A 20,258-nucleotide genomic window follows, 5' to 3' on the forward strand; every position below is an offset into this window, starting at 1 on the left:
AGACATCATCGCCCATCCACCCATGATCAAACCAGCAACCCCGCTACCAGCGCAGACACGCCGACAAGATCAAAATAAGCGCGACTGTAGTACTAAGCCGCAATGGCAGTTCGTATTGCCGAAGGCCGACACGGTAGCAGTGTTGGTGCGGCCGCGAGAGGGCCTCGACCAGGCTGCGGCGGGACGGCTGACTGACAACGTGCGCGCCACGGTCGAAAGGCCGACGTTGAACCCGGAGAAGGTCACAATCACCGGGGTGCCGGTGATTACGTCGGCGTTGACCGAGCGTGCGCAGCAAGAGCTGCCAGCGCTCGGCGGGATTGCCGTCCTGGCGGTCGGGTTGATCTTCTTCATGGTGCCGTGGAGCAGGCACCGACGGCCACGGTTGCGGCCACTGTTTGCTGCACTGCTGGGGACAGCGTTGACCGCCACGGTGTTTGGGTGGCTGGGCCATCCGCTGTCGCTCGGTGTCGCGGCGTTCTTGCCCATCCTGCTCGGCATCGGCAGCGATTTCCCCTTTTACTTGTTACAGCCCGGAAGCCGCCGACGGGCGTTGGTGGCGGCGCTGGCCGCCGCTGCGGGGTTCGCGTCCTTGTTGCTGTCGCCGCTGCCGTTCGTGCGTGAACTGGGGCTTGCCGTAGGAGTAGGCATCCTGCTCACGGTGGGGGTGGCGTTGGGCGTGAACTGTCCCGGGTTTGATACCCCCCTTAGCTTGTCGTTTAACCTCTGATGGGTGCGTAGTGACCCCGGTTGGGCTGACCCGGTGATCTTGGAGGCCGTTGATCTTGGAGAGGATGAACGGCATGGCGCAGTCTGGCAAGTATCCGGTGGAGATGAAGGAACGTGCGGTGGCCATGGTGCGTGAGCTGGAGCGTGAGCTCGGTGGTTCGGGCCGGGGTGCGATTACCCGGACGGCCAAGCATCTTGGGCTGAATGCCGAAACGGTGCGCAACTGGGTACGCGATGATGACCGGGGCCAGCGGCCGTCGGGCGAGCGGCTCGCGGGGTCGGACGCGGACAAGGACGCCCGTATTCGTGAGTTGGAGCAGCGGCTGCGCGAAGCTGAGCGCGCTAATGAGATCCTCAAGGCGGCGTCGGCTTTTTTCGCCCAGGAAATGAGCCCTCGACCGCCCAGATGACCCGATTTATCGACGCTTATCGTGACCAGTTCGGTGTGGAGCCGATCTGCGATGCTGTGAATGTCGCCCCGTCTACCTACTATGCGGCTAAGAATCGGCAGAAGAATCCTTCGGACCGCACGATCCGGGCTGGGGAGGTGGTGCGTGAGATACAGCGTGTGTGGGAGGACAGCGGTCAGTTGTATGGCACGCACAAGGTCTGGACACAACTGCAGCGTGAGGGCATCGAGGTGGCCCGCTGCACGGTGGAGCGGCTGATGCGCAGCCACGGATTGTCGGGGGCAGTTTCCCGTCGTGGGCGGCCGCGGACCACGGTGGCGACTTCCGTACAGGAGCAACCTGCTGACCTGGTGGGACGGGACTTCCGGGCGCCGGGGCCGAACCGGCTGTGGGTGAGTGATCTGACCTATGTGCCGCTGACTGAGGGTCGGTTTTGCTATGCGGCGTTTGTCACCGATGTCTTCTCCCGGGCCATCGTGGGATGGCAGGTGGCCGACACGCTGGAAACCGAGCTTGCTCTGGACGCACTGGAAATGGCACTGTGGTTCCGTAACGACACCCTTGGCGAGGATTTAATCCACCATGGTGATCGGGGTGTGCAATACACTGCGATCCGTTACGCCCAGCGGCTCGACGAGGCTGGAATCGCGCGCTCAGTCGGCCGGAAAGGCGATTCCTACGATAACGCGCTGGCCGAGTCGATCCACGCCCTATACAAAAAAGAGGTGATCAACCAGCACGACTGCTGGGACGGCACAAATAAAGTCACCCTGGCGACCGCAGAATGGGTCTATTGGTACAATCATCAGCGGCTGCACTCCTGGTGTGGACATCGCCCACCATTGGAGTATGAGCAGACCTACTGGTACGGCCACACCCTACAACCCTCGGCAGCAGCATAAGACACACAGTCAGGTCTCCAACAAAGCCGGGGCGGTCCACGGTGAAGGCCAACAGTTCGTCGCGAGCGGCATCGAGGTGTTCGGCGGCGGCGGAATGTTTCTCGGCGAGTTGGTCGACGACCTTGCCGAACTGCTCGGTCACGGCCTCGGCATCGGCCTGGTCGAAGACGGTGCGCACGAGCGTGGCCACGGCCGGCTGGGTGGTCTTGGGCACGGTGGCCAGCAGGTTGCGCAGGTAGTGGGTGCGGCACCGTTGCCAGCCTGCTCCGGGCAGGGCGGAGGCGATCGCCTCGACCAGCCCGGTGTGCGCGTCCGAGGTCACCAGCGCGACGCCGGACAGTCCACGGGCCACCAGCCCGCGTAGGAAGGCCAGCCATCCGGCGCCGTCCTCGGCGCTGGCGATCTCCAGACCGAGGATCTCGCGGTGCCCGTCCTGGTTGACTCCGGTCGCGATCAGCGCGTGCACATTCACCACCCGACCGTCTTCACGGACCTTGAGGGTCAGCGCGTCCGCGGCGACGAACGTGTACGGACCGTCCTGCAGGGGACGCTCACGGAAGGCGGCCACCTGGGCATCCAGGTGCGCGGCGATCTCGCTGACCTGCGACTTCGACAGCTCCTTGACGCCGAGCTGTTCGGCCAGCTTCTCCACCCGCCGCGTCGACACCCCGAGCAGGTAACTGGTTGCTATCACGGTGACCAGGGCCTGCTCGGCACGGCGACGATGGGTCAACAGCCACTCCGGGAAGTAGCTGCCCGAGCGCAGCTTCGGGATCGCCAGCTCCACCGTGCCCGCGCGGGTGTCCCACTCCCTGTCGCGGTAGCCGTTGCGCTGGTTGACCCGCCCCTTGCTGCGGGTGCCGTACTCAGCGCCACAGCGTTGATCGGCCTCAGCCGACATCAACGCGTTCGCGAAGCTGGTCACCATCTCCCGCAACAGGTCCGGGCTCGCCGATTGCAAGTGCTCGTCAAGCCAACCGGCAGGGTTCACACTGTCAGGTGCGGCCATCGTCGTGATTCCTCTCTGAGGTTCCGTGGTTGGTTCTCAAAGGATCACGCGATGGCCGCACCCCACCCCGACGCCACGCCGTCAAGCAGCGAAAACCCCGTACACCACCTCAGCGGGCACCACTCACCGAACGCCCGATACTCACGCTCACCGGCACGGGTCGCGGCATTGCGCCGCAGCTCACGCGAGACCGTCCCAGGGTCCCTCCCGATCCGGCGTGCGATCTCTCGCACTCCACGACCCTGCGCATTCAAGATCGCTATCTCCTCACGTTCAGCGAACGACAAATACCGGCCCGACGGCTCGGCAACGTTGATCGGTGGCATGCCGCCAGCCTGGCGGAACCAGCGGGAACCGACCGCCTGCGCCACGCCGCGCGCCAGCGCGGCTTCCTCGCTACTGGCGCCCTCGGCGATCCGGGCCCAGAACGCCCGCCTGACCTCCCGACGCGGCAGCGGACGCCCCGGCGACCGCATCGACGGCCGCGCCGCACGATCCCCCGCCTGCTGCCGCCGACCACCACCCGAATCCGCCTGCTGTGACCGCATAAAACACCTCCATCATCGAGGTGTTGCGACGACCCCTGGAATACGCCTTGTGAGCTGGCGTCCGAGTGATGGATCGTGCCGCCGGGCAGCGGATGCCCCTGGCGGCGGCGTAACGCGCCCGCCTGGCGCATCGCCGACTGCACGAACCGTTGCCGCTTGGAGCTCGAGCATTCCCAGCCGACGATGAGCCCGGCGAAGGCGTCGATGACGAACGCGGTGTAGCCGAATCGGTCCCCGACCAGCGGCACGTAGGTCAAATCCGCGACCCACAACTCGTCCGGCCGATCCGCGGCGAGTGGCGTTTGACCAGGTCAGGCGCCCGCTCGGCGGCCGGGTCGGACACGGTGGTGCGCACCTTCTTCGTGCGGGTGGTTCCGCGCCAGCCGTGAGTGCGCATCAGTCGCTCGACGGTGGACCGGGCCACCGGCACACCTTGGCGCTGCAGGTGAGCCCACATCTTCAAGCTCCCGTACAGCGACTCGGGCGGCCGGTGGCCCTGCTCATCCGGCTCGTAACAGTCCGCCAGCAACTCGGTGACCGTCATGTCCCACAGCGCCCGTTTCGACGGTGCATGGGCCACGTGGGCCCGGTAGGCGCGCGGGGCGATCGGCGCACCCAACGCGGTGAGCGCGCGGCAGATCGGTGCGACCCCGAACTCCTGACGGTGCGCGGTGATGAACGCGCAGATCAGCGGTGTAGCGGGTCGCACTCCCGCACGAAGAAACTCGTGGCCGCCTTGAGCACCTCGATCGTCTGCTCCAGCTCCCGAACCTTACGCTTGAGCTCACGGTTCTCCCGAGCCGATTCCGTCGTCACACCAACGGATTCTCCCGCGTCTATTTCAGACTGACGTACCCATTTGCGGAGCGTCTCGGTACTCATCCCCGGCCGGGCCGAGACGGCCTTCATGGCCGCCCACTCCGTCTCGTAATCCTCGACATGGTCCCTGACCAGACGGACCGCTTTGGCCCGCGTCTCATGATCATACTTGTTCGGCACCGTGCCATCCTTCCCAAGAAAGGAAGCGGGTACGAAACCCGGGATGGTTCAGCGGAGTGGAAGCCGAAGGCGCGGCGGGTGATCAGCCGGACGACGTTGTTGAGGCCTTCGGCGCGGCCGTTGTTGATGCCGAGTTTCAACGCGGCCAGGATGCCGTCGCGGTGCTTGCGAATCGTTCGGGCGACGGTGACGAAGGCGTCGATGCCCGAGCGGGAGGCTTTGCTGATCCAGCGGTCGATCAGCTTGGCCGCGTCATCAGGGTCGAGGTCGCCGGCGAAGATCGCGCGGAAGGCCTCCTTGAGGTTGTAGGCCCGCCAGATGGTGCCGCCGCGGCGGCGCAGTTTGCGCCAGGTGGCTTGGTGCTCCTCGGGATAGGTGGGCTGGGTCCTTGAGCAGGACCCAGCGGGCGCCTTTGAACCGTTTGGCCGCCTTCGGGTCGAGTTTGCGCAGCGCGTTCCACTCGGTGCGGCGTACCTTGTCCAGCGCCTCGGTCACCTTCGCCACGGCATGGAAGGGATCGATGCACCGGGTGGCGTGCCCGGCGTGTGTGCGGGCGCTGGCGGCGTAGGCGGCGCCCATGTCCATGCTGATCGCGCTCAGCTGGCTGGTGCGCTGGTTGCCCAGGTCGGCGAAGAACCGGTCCAGTGCGGCGGTGTCCTTGCCTTCGGTGCCCCACACGATCGTGCCGCACCGATGATCGGCCACCAGGGTGAGGTAGTGGTGCTGGCGCTTCCAACTGACTTCGTCGACCCCGATCTCGACCAGCCCGTCGAGGCGGTTCGGGTCCAGCCCGTCGGCCACCACGCGCTGGCAGATGCGGCCCACGGTGTCCCAGTCGACGCGGACCAGGCGAGTTATGGCGGTCTTGTCCATCTTCGTGGCCAGGAACGCGACCAGGTTTTCGACGTCCCGGGTGAAGCGGGAACCGGCGCGGGCGAACGGCACGCCCTCGGTCCGCGCCCCATGGGTAGGACAGTCGATGCGCCGCAGCCGGGCGCGAATCTCCAGCCGCCAGCGGCCGAAGTCCAGGTGCCGCCACCAGGAGTCGACCGGGCGGGTATCCCGGCGCGCCCGGGTCGCGTAGCCGCAGACCGGACAGACCAGCGTGCGGCGGCGCAGCGCGACTTCTACCGCCACCGTGTCCGGCGCCGACGTCGACACACCGACGACCCGGACACCAGGCAGTGCGAGCAGCTTGTTCAGTACGGTGGTGGCGCGCACGGGATGCTGCCTCTCTGTGTCCGATGGTCTTGATCAACCCCGGAACATAGAGATCAATCCCGTGCGCATCTCTCAATCAACCCGGCATGTCGCCATTACCCCATCTCAACGGGCTACAACCCGGCCCCTGAACCCCTCAGGAACCCACATCCATGCCGGGAGACCCCCAATCATAGGGTTCACAGTCTAGTGAAAATTCACTAGAGTAGTCTGGGGTAAAGGGGAGGCGGCACGAAGGAGTACCGATGGTCGACGAGAAGTTCGATGTCCTGGTGGCGGGAGCGGGCCTTGGCGGGCTGAGCACTGCCGCTCTGCTGGCGAAAGACGAGGGCAAGAAGGTCCTCGTGGTGGAGCGTGAGCAGGATACCGGCGGCCGTATGCACCATTTCAAGGGTGATGAGATCCGCGAGGCCGAGGACTACCTCGGCCCGCTGCGGGCCTCGCGCGGGCGGCTTGCGCACAGCATCCCGGACCTGGATACGATTCTGGACCAGAAGCTGCTCGCGGGTTACAGCTTCGAACTGGGGATGCACGACATCGTCAACGGCGCGCATTCGCGGATGGTGCACATCTTGAATCACCTCGGTGTGCCGGTGGAGATCGTGCCGCTGAAGGCGTGCGGGTTTTGGCGCGACGGTGTGCTGCACCAGCTCGAGCGCGGTAGCTTCCCGTGGTTCGAGAAGCAGGATCACCTGGAGATGAAGGAGATCCTGGGTGAGATGCTTCGCATGCCGATCGAGGAGGTTCGCGAGGCCAACCGGATCTCGCTGCTGGACTTCCTCGCGCCGCGCACGCAGAATCCGAAGGTGCTCGAGTTCTTCGACATCCTGGGTGCGTTCACTGTCGGGATGAACTCGGCGCGCGAGCTGTCGGCGGGGGAGTTCATCCTCGCCACCCGGATGCCGATGAGTGCGGGCCTGCACTTCGCCGACGGCACTCTCGGCCAGATGGGCGGGGAGAGTTTCATGCAGATGGCGTTCAACCTCGCGGACGTCATCCGGCAGCACGGCGGGGATGTCCGGACCGGGCAAACGGTGCAGACCGTGCTCGTCGAGGACGACGTCGCGAAGGGGCTTCGGGTCACCGACGCCAACGGGAACACGCACGACTTGCTGGCCGAGACGGTGGTTCTGAACGTCCCAGCGGTGCTCGCGGTGGAGAAGCTCATCCCAAGGGAGGCGCTGCAGGCGGAGTTCGTCGAGCATGTGCGGGGACTGAAGTCGGGCGGCGCGTTCGCGCCGATCTACGGGCTCGGCAAGTCGGTGATCGACATTCCGGGGATGCTGTTCACCAAGGTGCCCGTGGACGACCCGGCCCTGCCGGACGGTGTGGTGCTGGGCTACGAGGCGCACTCGCTGTTCGTCGAGGGGAAGGCCCCTGCGGGCAAGGAGATCATCGAGTGCTGGATCGGGCTTTCTACCGAGAAGCTCCGTGAGCTGGAGCGGGCTGGCAAGCTCGTGATGCTCGCGGAGACGATCACAGACTTCATGAAGGCCAGCCATCCCGGGTTCGCCGACGCGCTGGAGTGGGCGCTGTTCCCGGCCATCGACGGGGTCACCTCGGTGCAGCCGACTCCCGAACAGGCGTGGGATGGGATGCTCGACCCGAAGTGCCCCGGTGTCGAGGGGCTGTACTTCGTGGGTGACTCGGTGAAGAACTACGGGCAGTTCATGGACGGTGTCGCCTACACCGCGCTGTTGACCACGGATGCGATCACCGGCAAGAGCTATCTTGAGGAGATCCTGCCTCCGTACCAGCGTGAGGTCTGAACGCGGGCCCGGCCCACGCAACGTGCGCCCGCACGACGCGTGGCTTGGGTCACATCGCCGGGACGGCTCATTTAGTTAATATTCCCTAGGTAGGTTGCGACCGCGTTGTGGAAGCGCCCAACCGTGATCCGAGCAAGGACGGAGCAAAGATGCCCGGACCCTCTTCCGAAGCGCTGATCTACGACGCGATCAGGACACCGCGTGGTCGCGGCAAGGCCTCGGGCTCACTGCACACGATCAAGCCGCTTTCACTGGTCGTCGGGCTGGTCGACGAGCTGCGGGCCCGGCACCCCAGCCTCGACGCCGCGTTCATCGATGACATCGTGCTCGGCATCGTCACCCCCGTGGGCGACCAGGGCTCGGTGCTCCCGCGCACTGTCGCGCTGGCCGCCGGGCTTCCCGACACGGTGGGGGCCTGCAGCTCAACCGGTTCTGCGGATCCGGTTTGGAGGCGGTCAACACATCGGCGCAGAAGGTGCGGTCGGGATGGGACGACCTGGTTCTCGCTGGCGGCGTGGAGTCGATGTCGCGGTGCCCGCTGGGAACGGACGGCAGTGCCTGGATGAACGACCCGTGGACGAACTTATCGACCTCGTTCATTCCCCAGGGCGTGAGCGCGGACCTGATCGCCACCATCGAGGGATTCAGTCGCGAGGACGTGGACCGGTACGCGGTGCAGTCGCAGCAGCGGGCTGCCGCTGCCTGGTCCGGTGGGTACTTCGAGAAGTCGATCGTCCCCGTGCGGGACCAGAACGGCGCGGTCGTACTCGACCGGGACGAGCACATGAGGTCGGAGTCCACTGTCGAGTCGCTCGGCGCGCTGAAGCCGTCCTTCTAGAAGATGGGTCGCGAAGGTGGGTTCGATGCCGTCGCATTGCAGAACTACCACTGGGTCGAGGGGATCGACCACATCCACCATGCCGGCAACTCGTCGGGGATCGTCGACGGTGCCGCTCTCGTGCTCGTCGGCAACGAGGAGGTCGGAACGCGCCTCGGCATCGCCCCGCGTGGCCGAATCGTCGCCACGGCCACATCCGGTGCCGATGCCACCATTATGTTGACTGGGCCGACTCCGGCGACGCGCAAGCTGCTGGATCGGACCGGGCTCACGGTAGACGACATCGACCTGTTCGAGATCAACGAGGCCTTCGCCTCGGTCGTGCTGAAGTACATGAACGACCTCGGCCTGCCCAACGAGAAGGTCAACGTCAACGGCGGCGCCATCGCCATGGGACACCCGCTCGGCGCGACCGGCGCCATGCTCGTCGGCACTGTCCTCGATGAGCTTGAACGACGGCAGGCTCGCCGCGCTGTCGTGACCCTCTGCATCGGCGCGGGCATGGGCGTGGCCACCCTCGTCGAGCGCCTCTGAGCACCCGAACTCCAAAAGGAGACCTCGCGATGAGCGAATTCGACCATCCCATGTTCGGCTGGGAAATCGACCCAGACGGTGTCGTCACCGTCACCATGGACGATCCGGACCAGTCCGCGAACACGATGAACGACCGGTTTCACGACGATCTGGTGGCCCTCGTCGACCACCTGTACGCCGAGCGGGAGGGGATCACCGGCGTCATTCTCACGTCCGGGAAGAAGACCTTCCTCGCCGGGGGCGATCTCGCGGCGCTGATGCGGGCGGGGCGAAGAGGACAAGCCTGCCATCCGGGCCATGCTCGACAAGGCCAAGGCTCAGCTGCGTCGCCTCGAGACGTTCGGTCGCCCGGTCGTCGCCGTGATCGCGGGTGCGGCGCTGGGCGGGGGCTACGAGCTCGCGCTCGCCTGCCACCGCCGGATCGCGGTCGACGTGCCCGGCACCGTCGTGGGCCTGCCCGAGGTCACCTTGGGGTTGTTGCCCGGTGGCGGCGGAGTGGTGCGCACCGTCCGCCTGTTCGGCCTGCTGCCGGCGATCCAAAACCTCCTGTTGACAGGGGCCAAGTACCGCCCGGCCGATGCGCTTGCGAAAGGCCTTGTGGACGAGGTGGTCCCGGACCGCGACGCGGGCCTGGTCGCCGCCAAGCGTTGGATCGCGGGCGAGCCCGAGCCCGTGCAGCTCTGGGACCGCAAGGGTTACGCGATCCCGGGCGGCACTCCCGCCTCACCAAAGATCGCCGCTGTGCTGCCGAGCCTGCCCGCGGCGCTACGGCAGAAGACCCATGGCGCGCCCGCGACGGCGCAAGGCGCCGTGCTGGCTGCGGCCGTCGAAGGCGCACAAGTCGACTTCGACAACGCGCTGACGATCGAGTCGCGCTACATCACCGACCTGATCTGCTGTAAGGAGTCGGGGAACATCATCAAAGCGATGTTCTACGACATGCAGGCGATCAACCATGGCGCGAACCGCCCTGAGGGGGTGAAGCCACTGCACCCCGCTGCGGCCGTGGTCGACCGCATGATCGATGAGTTCGGCCGTGGCGGCAGGCTCACCGGGGCGGGGTTCTACGAGTACCACGACGGCAAGAAGGCCGGGTTCGTCGCCAGGGCGCGCGAGCTGACCGAGCGCTATGGCGACCGGTTCACGCCGCCGGAGTCTCTTGTACGCAGGGCCGAGTCGGGCGAGTCCTTCGACTAGGCCCGCGGAGGCAACCGGCTGGACGTTGCGAAAGGCAGACCAGATGCAGGAAACCGACGGCCCGCTCGCGGGACTTCGCGTGCTGGAGATCGGCGGGATGGGCCCGGGCCCGTTCGCCGGGATGACCCTCGCCGACATGGGCGCCGAGGTGGTGCGGATCGAGCGACCGGGCGGCCTGGGGATCTTTCCCGGAGATCCGACGCTCGACGTGGTCAACCGCGGCAAGCTCTGCGTCACGCTCGATCTCAAACGGCCCGAAGCCGTTGCGGCCCTGCTCACGATGGCCGAGCGGGCCGACGCGCTGATCGAGGGCTATCGACCGGGCGTCGCCGAGCGGCTCGGGATCGGCCCGGAGCAATGCTGGGAGCGCAACGCCGCGCTGGTGTACGGCCGGATGACCGGCTGGGGCCAGGACGGCCCGCTCGCGGCCGCGGCGGGCCACGACATCAGCTATATCGCCATCACCGGAGCGCTGCATGCCATCGGCGAGGTGGGAGGCCCGCCCCAGGTACCCGTCAACCTGCTCGGCGACTACGGCGGCGGTGGCATGTACCTGGTCGCCGGTCTGCTGGCCGCCCTGCGTGAGGCGGATCGGACCGGGCGTGGGCAGGTCGTCGACGCGGCGATCGTCGACGGAACCGCGCATCTCCTCGCGGGCACGCACGCACTGCTCAACACCGGAACCTGGCGAGACGAACGCGGGGTCAACACGCTCGACGGCGGGGCGCCCTTCTACGGCGTGTACGAAACGGCGGACGGCGGCCACATGGCAGTCGGGGCGCTCGAGCCCAAGTTCTACAAGGCGCTGCTCGATGGGCTGGCGCTCACGGAAGAGTCCCCGGAAGCCCAGTACGACCGGGCGGGATGGCCCGAGCTGAGGGAGCGGATCGCCAAGGCGTTCCGCAGTCGGACCCGGCGTGAGTGGACCGAGGTGTTCGCGGGGAGCGACGCGTGCGTAGCCCCTGTGCTGAGCCTCGTCGAGGCCGCCTCGCATCCGCACGTACGTACCAGGCAGACGGTGCTCGACGAGGACGGCTTCGTCCAGCCGGCGCCGGCTCCCCGGTTCTCCGCCCATCCGCAGGCACGCCCGGCACGGCCTGCTCCGTTCGGACGAGACACCCGGAAGGTCCTCGACGCCTGGGGAGTGGATCCCGAGCCGTTGTTGCGTTCCGGAGCCGCTGCGGAGAGCTGAGAGTTTGCGGCACCGGCCACCCGAACACAGGGCACACCAAGAACAACAGGGCACACCAAGAACAACAGGGCACACCAAGAACAACAGGGCACACCAAGAACAACAGGGCACACCAAGGTGGGATGGCGTGGATGAGAACGGCAGGTTGGACGCCCCTCGGTTACGGGGCGGTGACGCTACTCAAGGCGGCCGACGGCGGGGCATACCCCAATGGCAACTCACTGCTGATCCACGGAAGCGCCGGCACGCTGCTCGTGGACCCGGCACTGGCATTGGCCGGCTCCGCGCCGCAGCCGGCCGCGGACGCGGTGTTCGTCAGCCATGCGCACGAGGATCATATGGTCGATGTCGGAACGTTCACGGTTCCGGTCCACGTGCACGAGGCCGATCTCGGTGCGGTCCGTGACATCGACGTGCTGTTGGCGGGCTACGGCCTGCCGGTCCCCGCCGCCGAGGCGTTCGGGAGCCGCCTCGGCGACGACTTCCGCGTGCGCAGCCGACCTGACGCGGTCGGTGTGTCGGACGATCACCGGTTCGACCTCGGAGATCGTACGGTCTCCGTCGTCCATCTGCCGGGGCACACGGCCGGACACAGCGGCCTGCTCGTCGAACCGGACGGCTTCTTCTACGTCGCCGACATAGACCTGAGCTCGTTCGGGCCGTTCTACGGTGATGTCGGGAGCAGCTTGGAGGACTTCGAGCAGTCGATCGACGTCTGCGCCGGCATCGAGGCCCGTTGGTATGGGACCTTTCACCACAAGGGGGTGATTGAGGGCGCTGAGGAGTTCCGTTCCCGGCTGCGCACCTACCGCGCGGTGATGGAGCGCCGCGATGCCGAGCTGATCTCCTTCCTCGCCGAGCCCCGCACACTCGCCGAGGTCGTCAGCCACCGATTCGTCTACCGGCCGCATGTCGACGAGCCCTATGTGGAAACGGTGGAGGCGCGCACGGCGGAGCAGCACATCGCCAGGCTGGTTCGCATAGGGGCGGTCGCCGAGGTCGAACCTGGCCGATTCCGCGCCGTCGTCCACTGAGCAACACCCTGACCACCCTGCTGATTTGGAGGACGCATGGACGGCACGATGCAGGACGTCGATCTGCTGGTCTCGGACCTGCTGGTGCACGGCGCCCGGGTCCATCCGCGGGCGCGGGTGGTGCACTACCACGGCGGCGAGTCGACCGTGTCCCACCTTCGCCGATGTCGCGGAGGACGCGGCGCGCCTCGCGGGCGCACTGGCGGGGCTCGGGATCGGCATGGACGGCATGGACGGCATGGTGGCCACCCTGTGCTGGAACACTCCGGCCCATCTGGCGGCCTATCTCGGCGTGCCGTCCATGGGGGCGATCCTCCACACGCTCAACCTGCGGTTGTCGGACGAGCAGTTGGTGTACATCGTCAACCACGCCGAGGACCGGGTCGTGATCGTGGACGCCGACCTGACCCCACAGCTCGCCCGGCTGCTGCCGAGGTGCCCCACGGTGACGGATGTGATCGTGGTCGGGGAGCCGGAAGCAGACCTGCCCGGTGTCGCGGTGCACCGGTGGGCACAGCTGCTCGCGGGCGCCGAGCCCGTGCGGGAGTGGCCACGGCTGGACGAGCGCAGCGCCGCGGCGCTCTGCTACACGACCGGGACGACGGGCGCGCCGAAGGGGGTGGCTTACAGCCACCGGTCGATCGTGCGGCACAGCCTGACGATCTCGACGGGCAGCGCGTACGGCTTCTCCGACGCGGACTGGTTGATGTTGGTGGCGCCGATGTTCCACGCGAACTCGTGGGGCTGGCCGCATGCGGGCTGGATGAGCGGCGCGGACTTAGTGATGACCGACCGCTACCTGCAGGCCGAGCACCTGGCCAGCATGATCGCCGAGCACGGGGTGACCGCCGCGGCCGCAGTGCCGACGCTTTGGACCGCGCTGGACGACTACGGTGTCGAGCACGGCACGGACTACTCGTCGCTGCGCCTGGCCGTGGTCGGCGGGTCGCCGTTGTGCCGTGGGCTCGTGGAGAGCTTTCACGCTCATCATCGGGTGTGGCTGCTGCAGGGCTGGCGCATGACAGAGGCCAGTCCGCTGGTCACCTACTCACGACCCCCGGCGGGCTCGGCGGAGGGCGATGAGGTGACTTATCGGGCCCGTCAGGGCCGGCTGTTGCCGGGGGTGAGCGCGCGGGTGGTGGACGGCAAAGGGGGCGTGCTGCCGTGGGACGGGGCCTCGGCGGGCGAGATCGAGCGGCGCGGCGCGACGATCGCGGGAGGCTATTTTCGTGCGACCGATGAGGTCGCGGCCGAGAAGGTGCGCGGGTGCTGGCTGCGCACCGGCGACCTGGGCGTGATCCACCCCGAGGGCTGGGTCGAGCTCACCGACCGTCTCAAGGACGGCATCAAGAGCGGCGGGGAGTGGATCTCCAGCATTGAGCTCGAGGGCCTGCTGGAGCGGCACCCGGCGGTCGCCGAGGTGGTCGTCATCGGGGTGCCGGACCCGCGCTGGGAGGGACGCCCGCTGGTCTGTGTGCGGCTGCGCGATGGCTTCACCGCCGAGCCCATGGAGCTGCGGGACTTCCTGGTGGGCAAGGTGACTAGGTGGGCACTGCCCGAGCGGTGGGCGTTCGTGTCCGAGCTGCCGCGCACCAGCGTCGGCAAACTGGACAAGAAGCTCGTCCGCGAGCGCCACGTGGCGGGGGTGTACACGATTCACCGACTCCCGCCGCCCGCACGCTGAGCCCGGGAAGAGGAGCCGCTGCGTCGGCCCGCGCTCGAGGCACTCAGTTCGCGCCGGAGAGGACCGCCTTGGCGATCACTGCGATCTCCGGGGCGATCCGGGCGCGGCGGGCGAAGTGCCCGACGCGGACTAGGTCGTTGATCGCGGCGAGGGCTGCGCGGACCCTTACCCGCGCTACATGATCGTCGAGGTCGGGGGATGTCGCCAGGAGAGCTCGTGTCCAGTCCCTGAGTTCGCTCCGGACCGTTGCCCTGGTCCTGTCCAAGGCGTGCGCGGGCAGGTACAGCTGCTCGGACACGTAGACGCCGAGCATGGCCCGGTTGGCTAGTGCGAACGTGATATATGTGGACACGAACTCGGTGAGGTCCGGTGCTCGGCCGGCGGCGTGGCGCCACGCCTGGGCTTCCGCGAGATTGGAGGACGCCCGGTCGAAGGCAGCGACGAGGATGTCGGCTTTCGTGGCGAAATGATGGAGGATGCTGGGCCCGGCGAGCCCCACGGCGGCGCCGATGTCATCCAGGCTCACACCGCTGTACCCGCGTCGGAAGAACAGGCCGATGGCCGTGTCGATGACTTGCTCGCGCCGATTCGCAGCCGCTGGCTCGCTGGCGGAATGGTCGGGGAGCCGCATCAAGCAGGCCACGGCGAGGTCGGCGCGCAGACATAACAGGGCGGAACGAATCAGCTCCCGGCGGTATTCGATAGGCACCAGGCTGGTTCGCGTCGTGGACGGCAGGGAAAGAACTGCGGTCGCCGCTGTGACGAGGAAGCGGGCCTCGTCGGCGCCGAGGTGCGGCCGTTCGCGGCGCAGCCTCCCAGAGAACAGGTCGACGACCCGGGCGAACTGGTCCTGAACGGGGATACTCAGTTCGGGTCCGAGAAACCGGGACTCGCGTTGCAGGAGTACCCACATGTCGGGGCGGTGTAACCCGACATCGGCGACCGCCGAGACGAGATACTCGAGTGAGTGCTCCGCGCCCACCGTGACAGCTTGCTCGACGAGGTCCAGGCCGCTGGTGATGGCCGCGGCCAGTAGTGCCTCCTTGTTGCGGAAATGACGGTAGACGGCCGGGCCGGTGACGCCCGCTTCCGTGGCGGCGTCGTTGAGCGAGACTCGGTGATAGCCCAGTTCGTGGAACCGCCGGGCCGCTAGGTGTGCCAGCTGCTCGCGGCGCTCGATCGCGCTCAGTCGTGCCGCACGTGGTGGTGGGCTCTGTGGTGCGGCCATCACTATTCCCTTCTTGTCGTGGCCGTCGTGGCTGGTCGAAGATGGTGCCCAAAACCTGTTGCCTAGTGAATATTAACTCGAGTATAGTATACTCGCGTCGGCCGATCGGGTAAGTGGCGCAGCAGCGCCGGCGGGAGGTTGGATGAAGCTCGACGACTATGCGGGCTCGTTCAAGGTGTTCCGCCTGTCCCGTCAGGACGGTGTGCTGACGGTGCGTATGCACTACCGGGAAGGGCCCATGACCTGGACCGCGCTGGCGCACCGGGAGTTTCCCGATCTGCTAAACGCGATCGCCCTGGATCGAGAGAACCGGGTCCTCGTCCTTACCGGCACCGGCGAGTCGTTCATCAGCACTCCGGAGGTGTACGGGGATGTGTACCGCAGCGGGAAGGTCAAGCCGACCGACTGGGAACGCGGCCTCGGGGAGGCACGCCGCATGCTGACCGGCTTGCTCGACCTCGAAATCCCGATCGTCGCCGCGGTGAACGGGCCGCTCACCGGACACGCGGAGCTGGTGCTGCTCTGCGATGCGGTGGTCTGCACGAAGGACACCTATTTTCAGGACCTTGCCCACCTGCCCGGCGGGCTCGTGCCTGGCGATGGGGTGCAGGTTCTCTGGCCGATGGTGCTGGGTCCGGTGCGGGGCAAGCATTTCCTGCTGACCGGCCAGAAGATTTACGCCGACGAGGCGCTCTCGCTGGGTGTCGTCGGCGAGGTGGTCGCACCTGGTGATCTCGATGCGCGTGCGACCGAGATCACCAGGAGTCTGGTCGAGGTTGATCCGCTCGTTCTGCGGCACACGCGTCAACTGTTGCAGCGGCCGATCAGGCGGGCGCTCGACAAGGATTTGATGGCGGGTCTGGGTATCGAGGCCTACGTCTCGATCTCCCGGTTCCCCGAGTTCGACTGAAGACCGCAGGCTGCGCGAAACGGACAAGGAGGTCCACATGAACGGCACAGAGCGGGTTGGAGACCTGGCCTCGGCAGCAGCGGCGCAATGGGGCGATCGCGAGTTCGTGCGCTTCGGCGAGCTGGCACTCAGCTTCGCCGAAGTCGATAGGTGGTCGAGTGCGATCGCCGAGGATCTGGTGCGGCACGGGGTGGGTGCTGGTGACCGGGTGATGATGCTGCTGGTGAACCGCCTGGAGGTCGTCGCGGCGGCTATTGCGAGCTGGAAGATCGGGGCCATCGCGACGCCTGTCGTGGCGATCTACCGCACGCACGAACTGGGTGAGATCGTGAAGGACTCACGACCAGCCGCGGTGCTTTCGACCAAGATGCTGGGTGCCCGTCACCTCGCCGACGAACTCGAGTGCTGCCTGCAGGCTGCGGGAGTGGAGCCGAAAGTCCGCTACGTTGCGGACCCCGAGGACGCCGGGGAGGCATGGAGCCTACTGCCTGGGCGCGATCAGGTGCCGGCCGGTGGCATCCAGCCTCCGGAGCCGTCGGCTCCGGAGGAGGAGTGTCTGCGTCTCTACACGTCCGGTTCTACGTCGTCCCCGAAAGGCGTGCGACTGCATTCACCGTCGGTGATCTTCGGCGGCAGGCAGTTCAACTACCGGCTCGGGATCGGTGAGGCCGACACTGGGCTCGCGCTCGCACCGGTAGCGCACATCGCCGGTTTCCTTGCAGCCTGCCTCGTGCCACTGACCACCGGCGCGTCGGCGGTGATCCTTCCGAAGTGGGACGTGGGGGAGGCCGTGCGGGTCATCGACGAATGCAAGGTGACCTGGTCGCTGGGCGCGGCGGTGTTCCTCAAGGACCTGGTCGAGGAATACGAAAAGCGCCGGGATGAGGGCCTGCACGTGCTGACCCACTACGTCAGCGGCGGCGCGAACACAGCTCCCGAGCTGATCGAGCGCGCCGACGCGATTGGGATGTGGGCGGCGCGGACCTATGGGATGACCGAGGCGTCGGGTGTGGTCACGCTGGCCCCCAAGGAGTCGTCCCTCGAGCGACGTGCTTACTGGGACGGGAAGCTCGCCGATAACGCCGAGGCCCGCATCCTTGGTGCGGACGGCGCGCCGCTGCCTGCCGAGACCGAGGGCGTCATCACGATCCGTGGTGTTCAGCTGCTGCTCGGATACACCGATCAGGCGCTCAACCGTGCCCAGATCGACGATGAGGGCTGGTTCGACACAGGCGACCGCGGGCTGGTGACCGACGACGGCTGGATGAGGATCGTCGGCCGGACTAAGGACATCATCAACCGCGGTGGCGAAAAGTTTTCCAGCGCGGACATCGAGCACGTGTTGCACCGCCATCCCGACGTGTCGGCAGCTGCGGTTTTCGGTGTGCCGCATGAGCGACTGGGCGAGAGCGTATGCGCATACATCGTCCCGCGCGCCGAAGCCGAACCACCCACCCCCGAGCAGCTGACGAATTTCATGGAGTCCCAGGACGTGGCCCGAGCAAAGATCCCCACCGAGTGGCACGTCGTCGGGGAGCTTCCGCGCACCGCGTCGGGGAAGGTGCAAAAGCATTTACTGCGCGCGGCAAGGGACGGGGATTCGTCGGTTGACGTCGCCCCGATCGCACACTGAGAGGAGGACAGGTGGCCGACCGCTTCTATGAACAGGGCACCGTCCAGTGTCCCTACTCGTACTACAAGGAACTCCGCGAGGAGAAGGGGGTGCACAAGCTTGAGGGCGAGGATGTCTATCTGGTCGCCCGGTACGCGGACGCCGACTCGGTGCTCAGCCGGGTCGAGGAATTCTCGAATAAGGCGGGGCCGGGCCTGCGGCAGAAGGCGCTGATGGGCGCGGAGGCGGCCCTTCCGGACGCCAAGTACCGGGTCGTCCGCACGCTGCTGACGAACGATCCGCCCTCGCACACGCGCTTTCGCAAGCTGGTGACGAAGGCGTTCACCGCCCGCCGGGTCAAGGCCCTCGAGCCCGCGATGCGGGGCATCGTCGACAGTCTGATAGACGCTTTCCCGCCCGACGGCGAGATCGACTTCGTCCGGGACTTCGCGAAGCCTTTGCCGCTTATCGTGATCGCGGACTTCCTCGGGGTGCCTCGCAGCGACCTCGAGGTTTTCGGCAAGTGGTCGGACGACGCGGCGGAGGTGTTGGGCGGCACGCTCACCCCGGAGCGATCGCGCGAGTGCCAGGAATCTCTGCAGGAACTGCTCGGGTATTTCGACGAGCAGATCGCGAAACGCAAGCTGAAACCGGCGGACGACTTCCTCACGATGCTGATCGAGGCGGTCGACAAGGACGAGAAGCCGCTGACCCTTCAGGAGATGCTCGCCATCTCCTATGTCACGCTCGTCGCGGGCAACGAGACCACGGTCAACATGCTGTCGGGGATGATGCTGCTGCTGCAGCAGAATCCGGAAGCGCTGGCCCGGCTCCGCGAGGACCGCTCGAAGATCCCGACCGCGGTCGAGGAGGCATTGCGCCTGGAGACCCCGGTCCAAGGAAGCGTCAGGCTGTGCAAAGTCGATACCGAGATCGCCGGGACGCCGGTGCCGAAGGACTCGCGGGTCCTGATCGTGTCCGGCGCGGCGAACCGGGATGCTGCGGTGTTCGCAGATCCGGATCGGTTCGACCTGGACCGCGAGAATGCTCGCGCGCACCTATCCTTCGGCAAGGGTATACACCTGTGTCTCGGCGCGACATTGTCGCGGCAGGAGGGCGTGATCGCCCTGGAGCACCTGCTCGACCGGCTGGATTCCTTCGAAGTACCAGCGGACTTCACTCCCAGATACAAGGACAACGCGGTGCTCCGCTCGCTGATCAGCATGCCACTACACGTCAGGAAAGCGGCCTCGTGACTGCCGAGCAGCGGTGGGATGCCGTCGAACGGTCGGTCGTTACAACCGCTCGGGCCATATCGTCACCCTCACGATCGACCGGCCCGAGCGCCGCAACTCGATGACCTTCGAGACGCTCGCCAGTTTACGCGACGGCGTGCTTCGAGCGAAGGCCGAAGACGGGGTGCGGGTGATCGTGATCACCGGAGCGGGCGAGCGGGCTTTCTGCGCGGGTGCCGACCTCGGCGGCGTGCGCGGGGCCGAGATCGACTCGGAGGCCGCACACGAGGCGCGCGGCCATCTCGCCGACCTGTTCCGAACGATGTGGTCCGCGGGCGTACCCACGATCGCCAAGGTTCGCGGCTACGCGCTGGCCGGCGGACTCGGGCTGGCCATGGCCTGCGACATCGTGGTGGCAGCGGAGAGCGCGGTGTTCGGCGCGCCTGAGGTCGCGGTCGGGCTATGGCCCTACATGATCACGGTTCCGTTGCTGCGCTCGATGCCCCCGAAGATCGTTCTCGAACTGATGATGTCCGGACGCCGCGTGGACACCACCGAGGCGCGACGGATCGGTTTCGTCAACGAGGTGGTTTCGGCTGCCGAACTGGACCTGACAGTCGACCGGATCGCCGCACAGTCGCCAGCGGCGATCCGGCTGGGCCGCAGCACCTTCTACCGGGTGCTCGGATCGCAGCCGGAGGAGGCGCTGGCGCTTCTGCAGGCGATGCTCAGCGTCGCCACCGGCACGGACGATGCCAAGGAGGGCACCGCCGCGTTCGCCGAGAAACGCAAGCCCGTCTGGAAGGACGACGTGTGACCGCACTGCCTGCGCCGCGGACCGAGGTCGGGATCTGCGAGTGCTGGGCCCGCGATGGCCTGCAGTCGTGGACCGAGGTGGTGCCCACCGATGACAAGATCGCGGTCATCGAGGCTGTCGCTGCGGCCGGGGGTGCGCGAGCTGGACGTCACCTCGCTGGTACCGCCCAAGTACGCGCCCCAGTTCGCCGACGCCGAGCAGGTGCTCGAGGCGATCGCCGGACGCGGGCTGCGCACCCGGGTGCTCACCCCGAACCCGCGCGGGGTGCAGCGGGCTGTCGAACTGAACGACCGGCTAGTACTACAGTCGCGCTTATTTTGATCTTGTCGGCGTGTCTGCGCTGGTAGCGGGGTTGCTGGTTTGATCATGGGTGGATGGGCGATGATGTCT

General features: G+C 66.9%; 14 protein-coding genes and 6 pseudogenes. 14 read left to right on the forward strand and 6 right to left on the reverse strand.

The annotated features are described in order from the left end of the window. Window positions 1-730: pseudogene (locus tag CHB84_RS20815) on the forward strand (hypothetical protein); the annotation flags it as partial. Between the two features lie 73 nt (window positions 731-803). Continuing rightward, window positions 804-2,041 (forward strand): IS3 family transposase gene (locus tag CHB84_RS20820; protein WP_245818876.1). Its coding sequence is split into 2 segments (ribosomal slippage): window positions 804-1,107 and window positions 1,107-2,041, totalling 1,239 coding nucleotides; the frame shifts between segments, so codons are not numbered across the junction. Window positions 2,042-2,081: 40 nt separating this feature from the next. Here the strand turns inward: CHB84_RS20820 and CHB84_RS23645 are convergent. From CHB84_RS23645 to CHB84_RS20850, 5 genes and pseudogenes are all read right to left on the reverse strand, one after another. Beyond that, window positions 2,082-3,050, reverse strand: a pseudogene (locus CHB84_RS23645) (IS256 family transposase); the annotation flags it as partial. Window positions 3,051-3,181: 131 nt separating this feature from the next. Continuing rightward, a pseudogene (locus tag CHB84_RS23650) lies at window positions 3,182-3,526 on the reverse strand (helix-turn-helix domain-containing protein); the annotation flags it as partial. A 122-nt stretch (window positions 3,527-3,648) separates the two neighbouring features. Continuing rightward, window positions 3,649-4,597, reverse strand: a pseudogene (locus CHB84_RS23655) (IS3 family transposase); the annotation flags it as partial. Next, window positions 4,504-4,938, reverse strand: a complete 435-nt coding sequence (locus CHB84_RS24115; protein ID WP_089303362.1) for a transposase — start codon at window positions 4,936-4,938, stop codon at window positions 4,504-4,506. The pseudogene CHB84_RS23655 and the gene CHB84_RS24115, both read right to left, overlap by 94 nt. Then, a complete protein-coding gene (locus tag CHB84_RS20850; protein WP_089303363.1) occupies window positions 4,853-5,818 on the reverse strand; it encodes an ISL3 family transposase in 966 nt (321 codons plus the stop codon). The genes CHB84_RS24115 and CHB84_RS20850 overlap by 86 nt, the downstream gene beginning before the upstream one ends. Before the next feature lie 245 nt (window positions 5,819-6,063). Between CHB84_RS20850 and CHB84_RS20855 the strand changes: the two genes are divergently transcribed. From CHB84_RS20855 to CHB84_RS20880, 7 genes and pseudogenes are all read left to right on the forward strand, one after another. Further along, a complete protein-coding gene (locus CHB84_RS20855; RefSeq protein WP_089303364.1) occupies window positions 6,064-7,587 on the forward strand; it encodes a phytoene desaturase family protein in 1,524 nt (507 codons plus the stop codon). Between the two features lie 149 nt (window positions 7,588-7,736). Beyond that, window positions 7,737-8,959: pseudogene (locus CHB84_RS20860) on the forward strand (acetyl-CoA C-acetyltransferase). A 125-nt stretch (window positions 8,960-9,084) separates the two neighbouring features. Continuing rightward, window positions 9,085-9,186: pseudogene (locus tag CHB84_RS23850) on the forward strand (hypothetical protein); the annotation flags it as partial. Window positions 9,187-9,256: 70 nt separating this feature from the next. Continuing rightward, entirely contained in the window at window positions 9,257-10,156 is a 900-nt protein-coding gene (locus CHB84_RS20865) for an enoyl-CoA hydratase-related protein (RefSeq protein ID WP_217898675.1), read from the forward strand. Between the two features lie 43 nt (window positions 10,157-10,199). After that, entirely contained in the window at window positions 10,200-11,348 is a 1,149-nt protein-coding gene (locus CHB84_RS20870; protein WP_089303365.1) for a CaiB/BaiF CoA transferase family protein, read from the forward strand. Between the two features lie 131 nt (window positions 11,349-11,479). Next, window positions 11,480-12,382, forward strand: a complete 903-nt coding sequence (locus CHB84_RS20875) for an MBL fold metallo-hydrolase (RefSeq protein WP_089303372.1) — start codon at window positions 11,480-11,482, stop codon at window positions 12,380-12,382. A 25-nt stretch (window positions 12,383-12,407) separates the two neighbouring features. Continuing rightward, the gene (locus CHB84_RS20880; protein ID WP_245818875.1) at window positions 12,408-14,066 is read left to right on the forward strand and encodes a long-chain-fatty-acid--CoA ligase; all 1,659 of its coding nucleotides are present in this window, start codon (window positions 12,408-12,410) and stop codon (window positions 14,064-14,066) included. A gap of 43 nt (window positions 14,067-14,109) precedes the next feature. Here CHB84_RS20880 and CHB84_RS20885 read toward each other — a convergent pair whose 3' ends face one another. After that, window positions 14,110-15,294: a TetR/AcrR family transcriptional regulator gene (locus CHB84_RS20885; RefSeq protein WP_089303366.1), complete on the reverse strand. Its 1,185-nt coding sequence runs from the start codon at window positions 15,292-15,294 to the stop codon at window positions 14,110-14,112. Between the two features lie 142 nt (window positions 15,295-15,436). On the opposite strand from CHB84_RS20885, the gene CHB84_RS20890 reads away from it, so the two are divergent. The 5 genes from CHB84_RS20890 (at window position 15,437) to CHB84_RS20910 (ending at window position 20,189) form a co-directional block, all read left to right on the forward strand. Further along, window positions 15,437-16,204 (forward strand): enoyl-CoA hydratase/isomerase family protein, encoded by a 768-nt coding sequence (locus tag CHB84_RS20890; protein ID WP_089303367.1) that lies wholly within the window; start codon window positions 15,437-15,439, stop codon window positions 16,202-16,204. Window positions 16,205-16,241: 37 nt separating this feature from the next. Beyond that, window positions 16,242-17,837: a class I adenylate-forming enzyme family protein gene (locus tag CHB84_RS20895; RefSeq protein ID WP_089303368.1), complete on the forward strand. Its 1,596-nt coding sequence runs from the start codon at window positions 16,242-16,244 to the stop codon at window positions 17,835-17,837. Window positions 17,838-17,848: 11 nt separating this feature from the next. After that, window positions 17,849-19,072, forward strand: a complete 1,224-nt coding sequence (locus CHB84_RS20900) for a cytochrome P450 (RefSeq protein WP_089303369.1) — start codon at window positions 17,849-17,851, stop codon at window positions 19,070-19,072. Between the two features lie 13 nt (window positions 19,073-19,085). Further along, a complete protein-coding gene (locus tag CHB84_RS20905; protein ID WP_089303370.1) occupies window positions 19,086-19,868 on the forward strand; it encodes an enoyl-CoA hydratase/isomerase family protein in 783 nt (260 codons plus the stop codon). A 90-nt stretch (window positions 19,869-19,958) separates the two neighbouring features. Then, entirely contained in the window at window positions 19,959-20,189 is a 231-nt protein-coding gene (locus tag CHB84_RS20910) for a beta/alpha barrel domain-containing protein (protein ID WP_141134765.1), read from the forward strand. The last annotated feature ends 69 nt before the right edge of the window (window positions 20,190-20,258 follow it).

This window comes from Haloechinothrix alba, assembly GCF_900188115.1.
In the GTDB taxonomy this organism is placed as follows: Bacteria; Actinomycetota; Actinomycetes; order Mycobacteriales; family Pseudonocardiaceae; genus Haloechinothrix; species Haloechinothrix alba.

Excerpts from the sequence above, each read along its gene's own strand:
- CHB84_RS20855 (WP_089303364.1), top strand. The coding sequence starts at position 6,064 with ATGGTCGACGAGAAGTTCGATGTCCTGGTGGCGGGAGCGGGCCTTGGC.
- CHB84_RS20865 (WP_217898675.1), top strand. The coding sequence starts at position 9,257 with ATGCTCGACAAGGCCAAGGCTCAGCTGCGTCGCCTCGAGACGTTCGGT.
- CHB84_RS20870 (WP_089303365.1), top strand. The coding sequence starts at position 10,200 with ATGCAGGAAACCGACGGCCCGCTCGCGGGACTTCGCGTGCTGGAGATC.
- CHB84_RS20875 (WP_089303372.1), top strand. The coding sequence starts at position 11,480 with ATGAGAACGGCAGGTTGGACGCCCCTCGGTTACGGGGCGGTGACGCTA.
- CHB84_RS20885 (WP_089303366.1), bottom strand. The coding sequence starts at position 15,294 with ATGGCCGCACCACAGAGCCCACCACCACGTGCGGCACGACTGAGCGCG.
- CHB84_RS20890 (WP_089303367.1), top strand. The coding sequence starts at position 15,437 with ATGAAGCTCGACGACTATGCGGGCTCGTTCAAGGTGTTCCGCCTGTCC.
- CHB84_RS20895 (WP_089303368.1), top strand. The coding sequence starts at position 16,242 with ATGAACGGCACAGAGCGGGTTGGAGACCTGGCCTCGGCAGCAGCGGCG.
- CHB84_RS20910 (WP_141134765.1), top strand. The coding sequence starts at position 19,959 with ATGACAAGATCGCGGTCATCGAGGCTGTCGCTGCGGCCGGGGGTGCGC.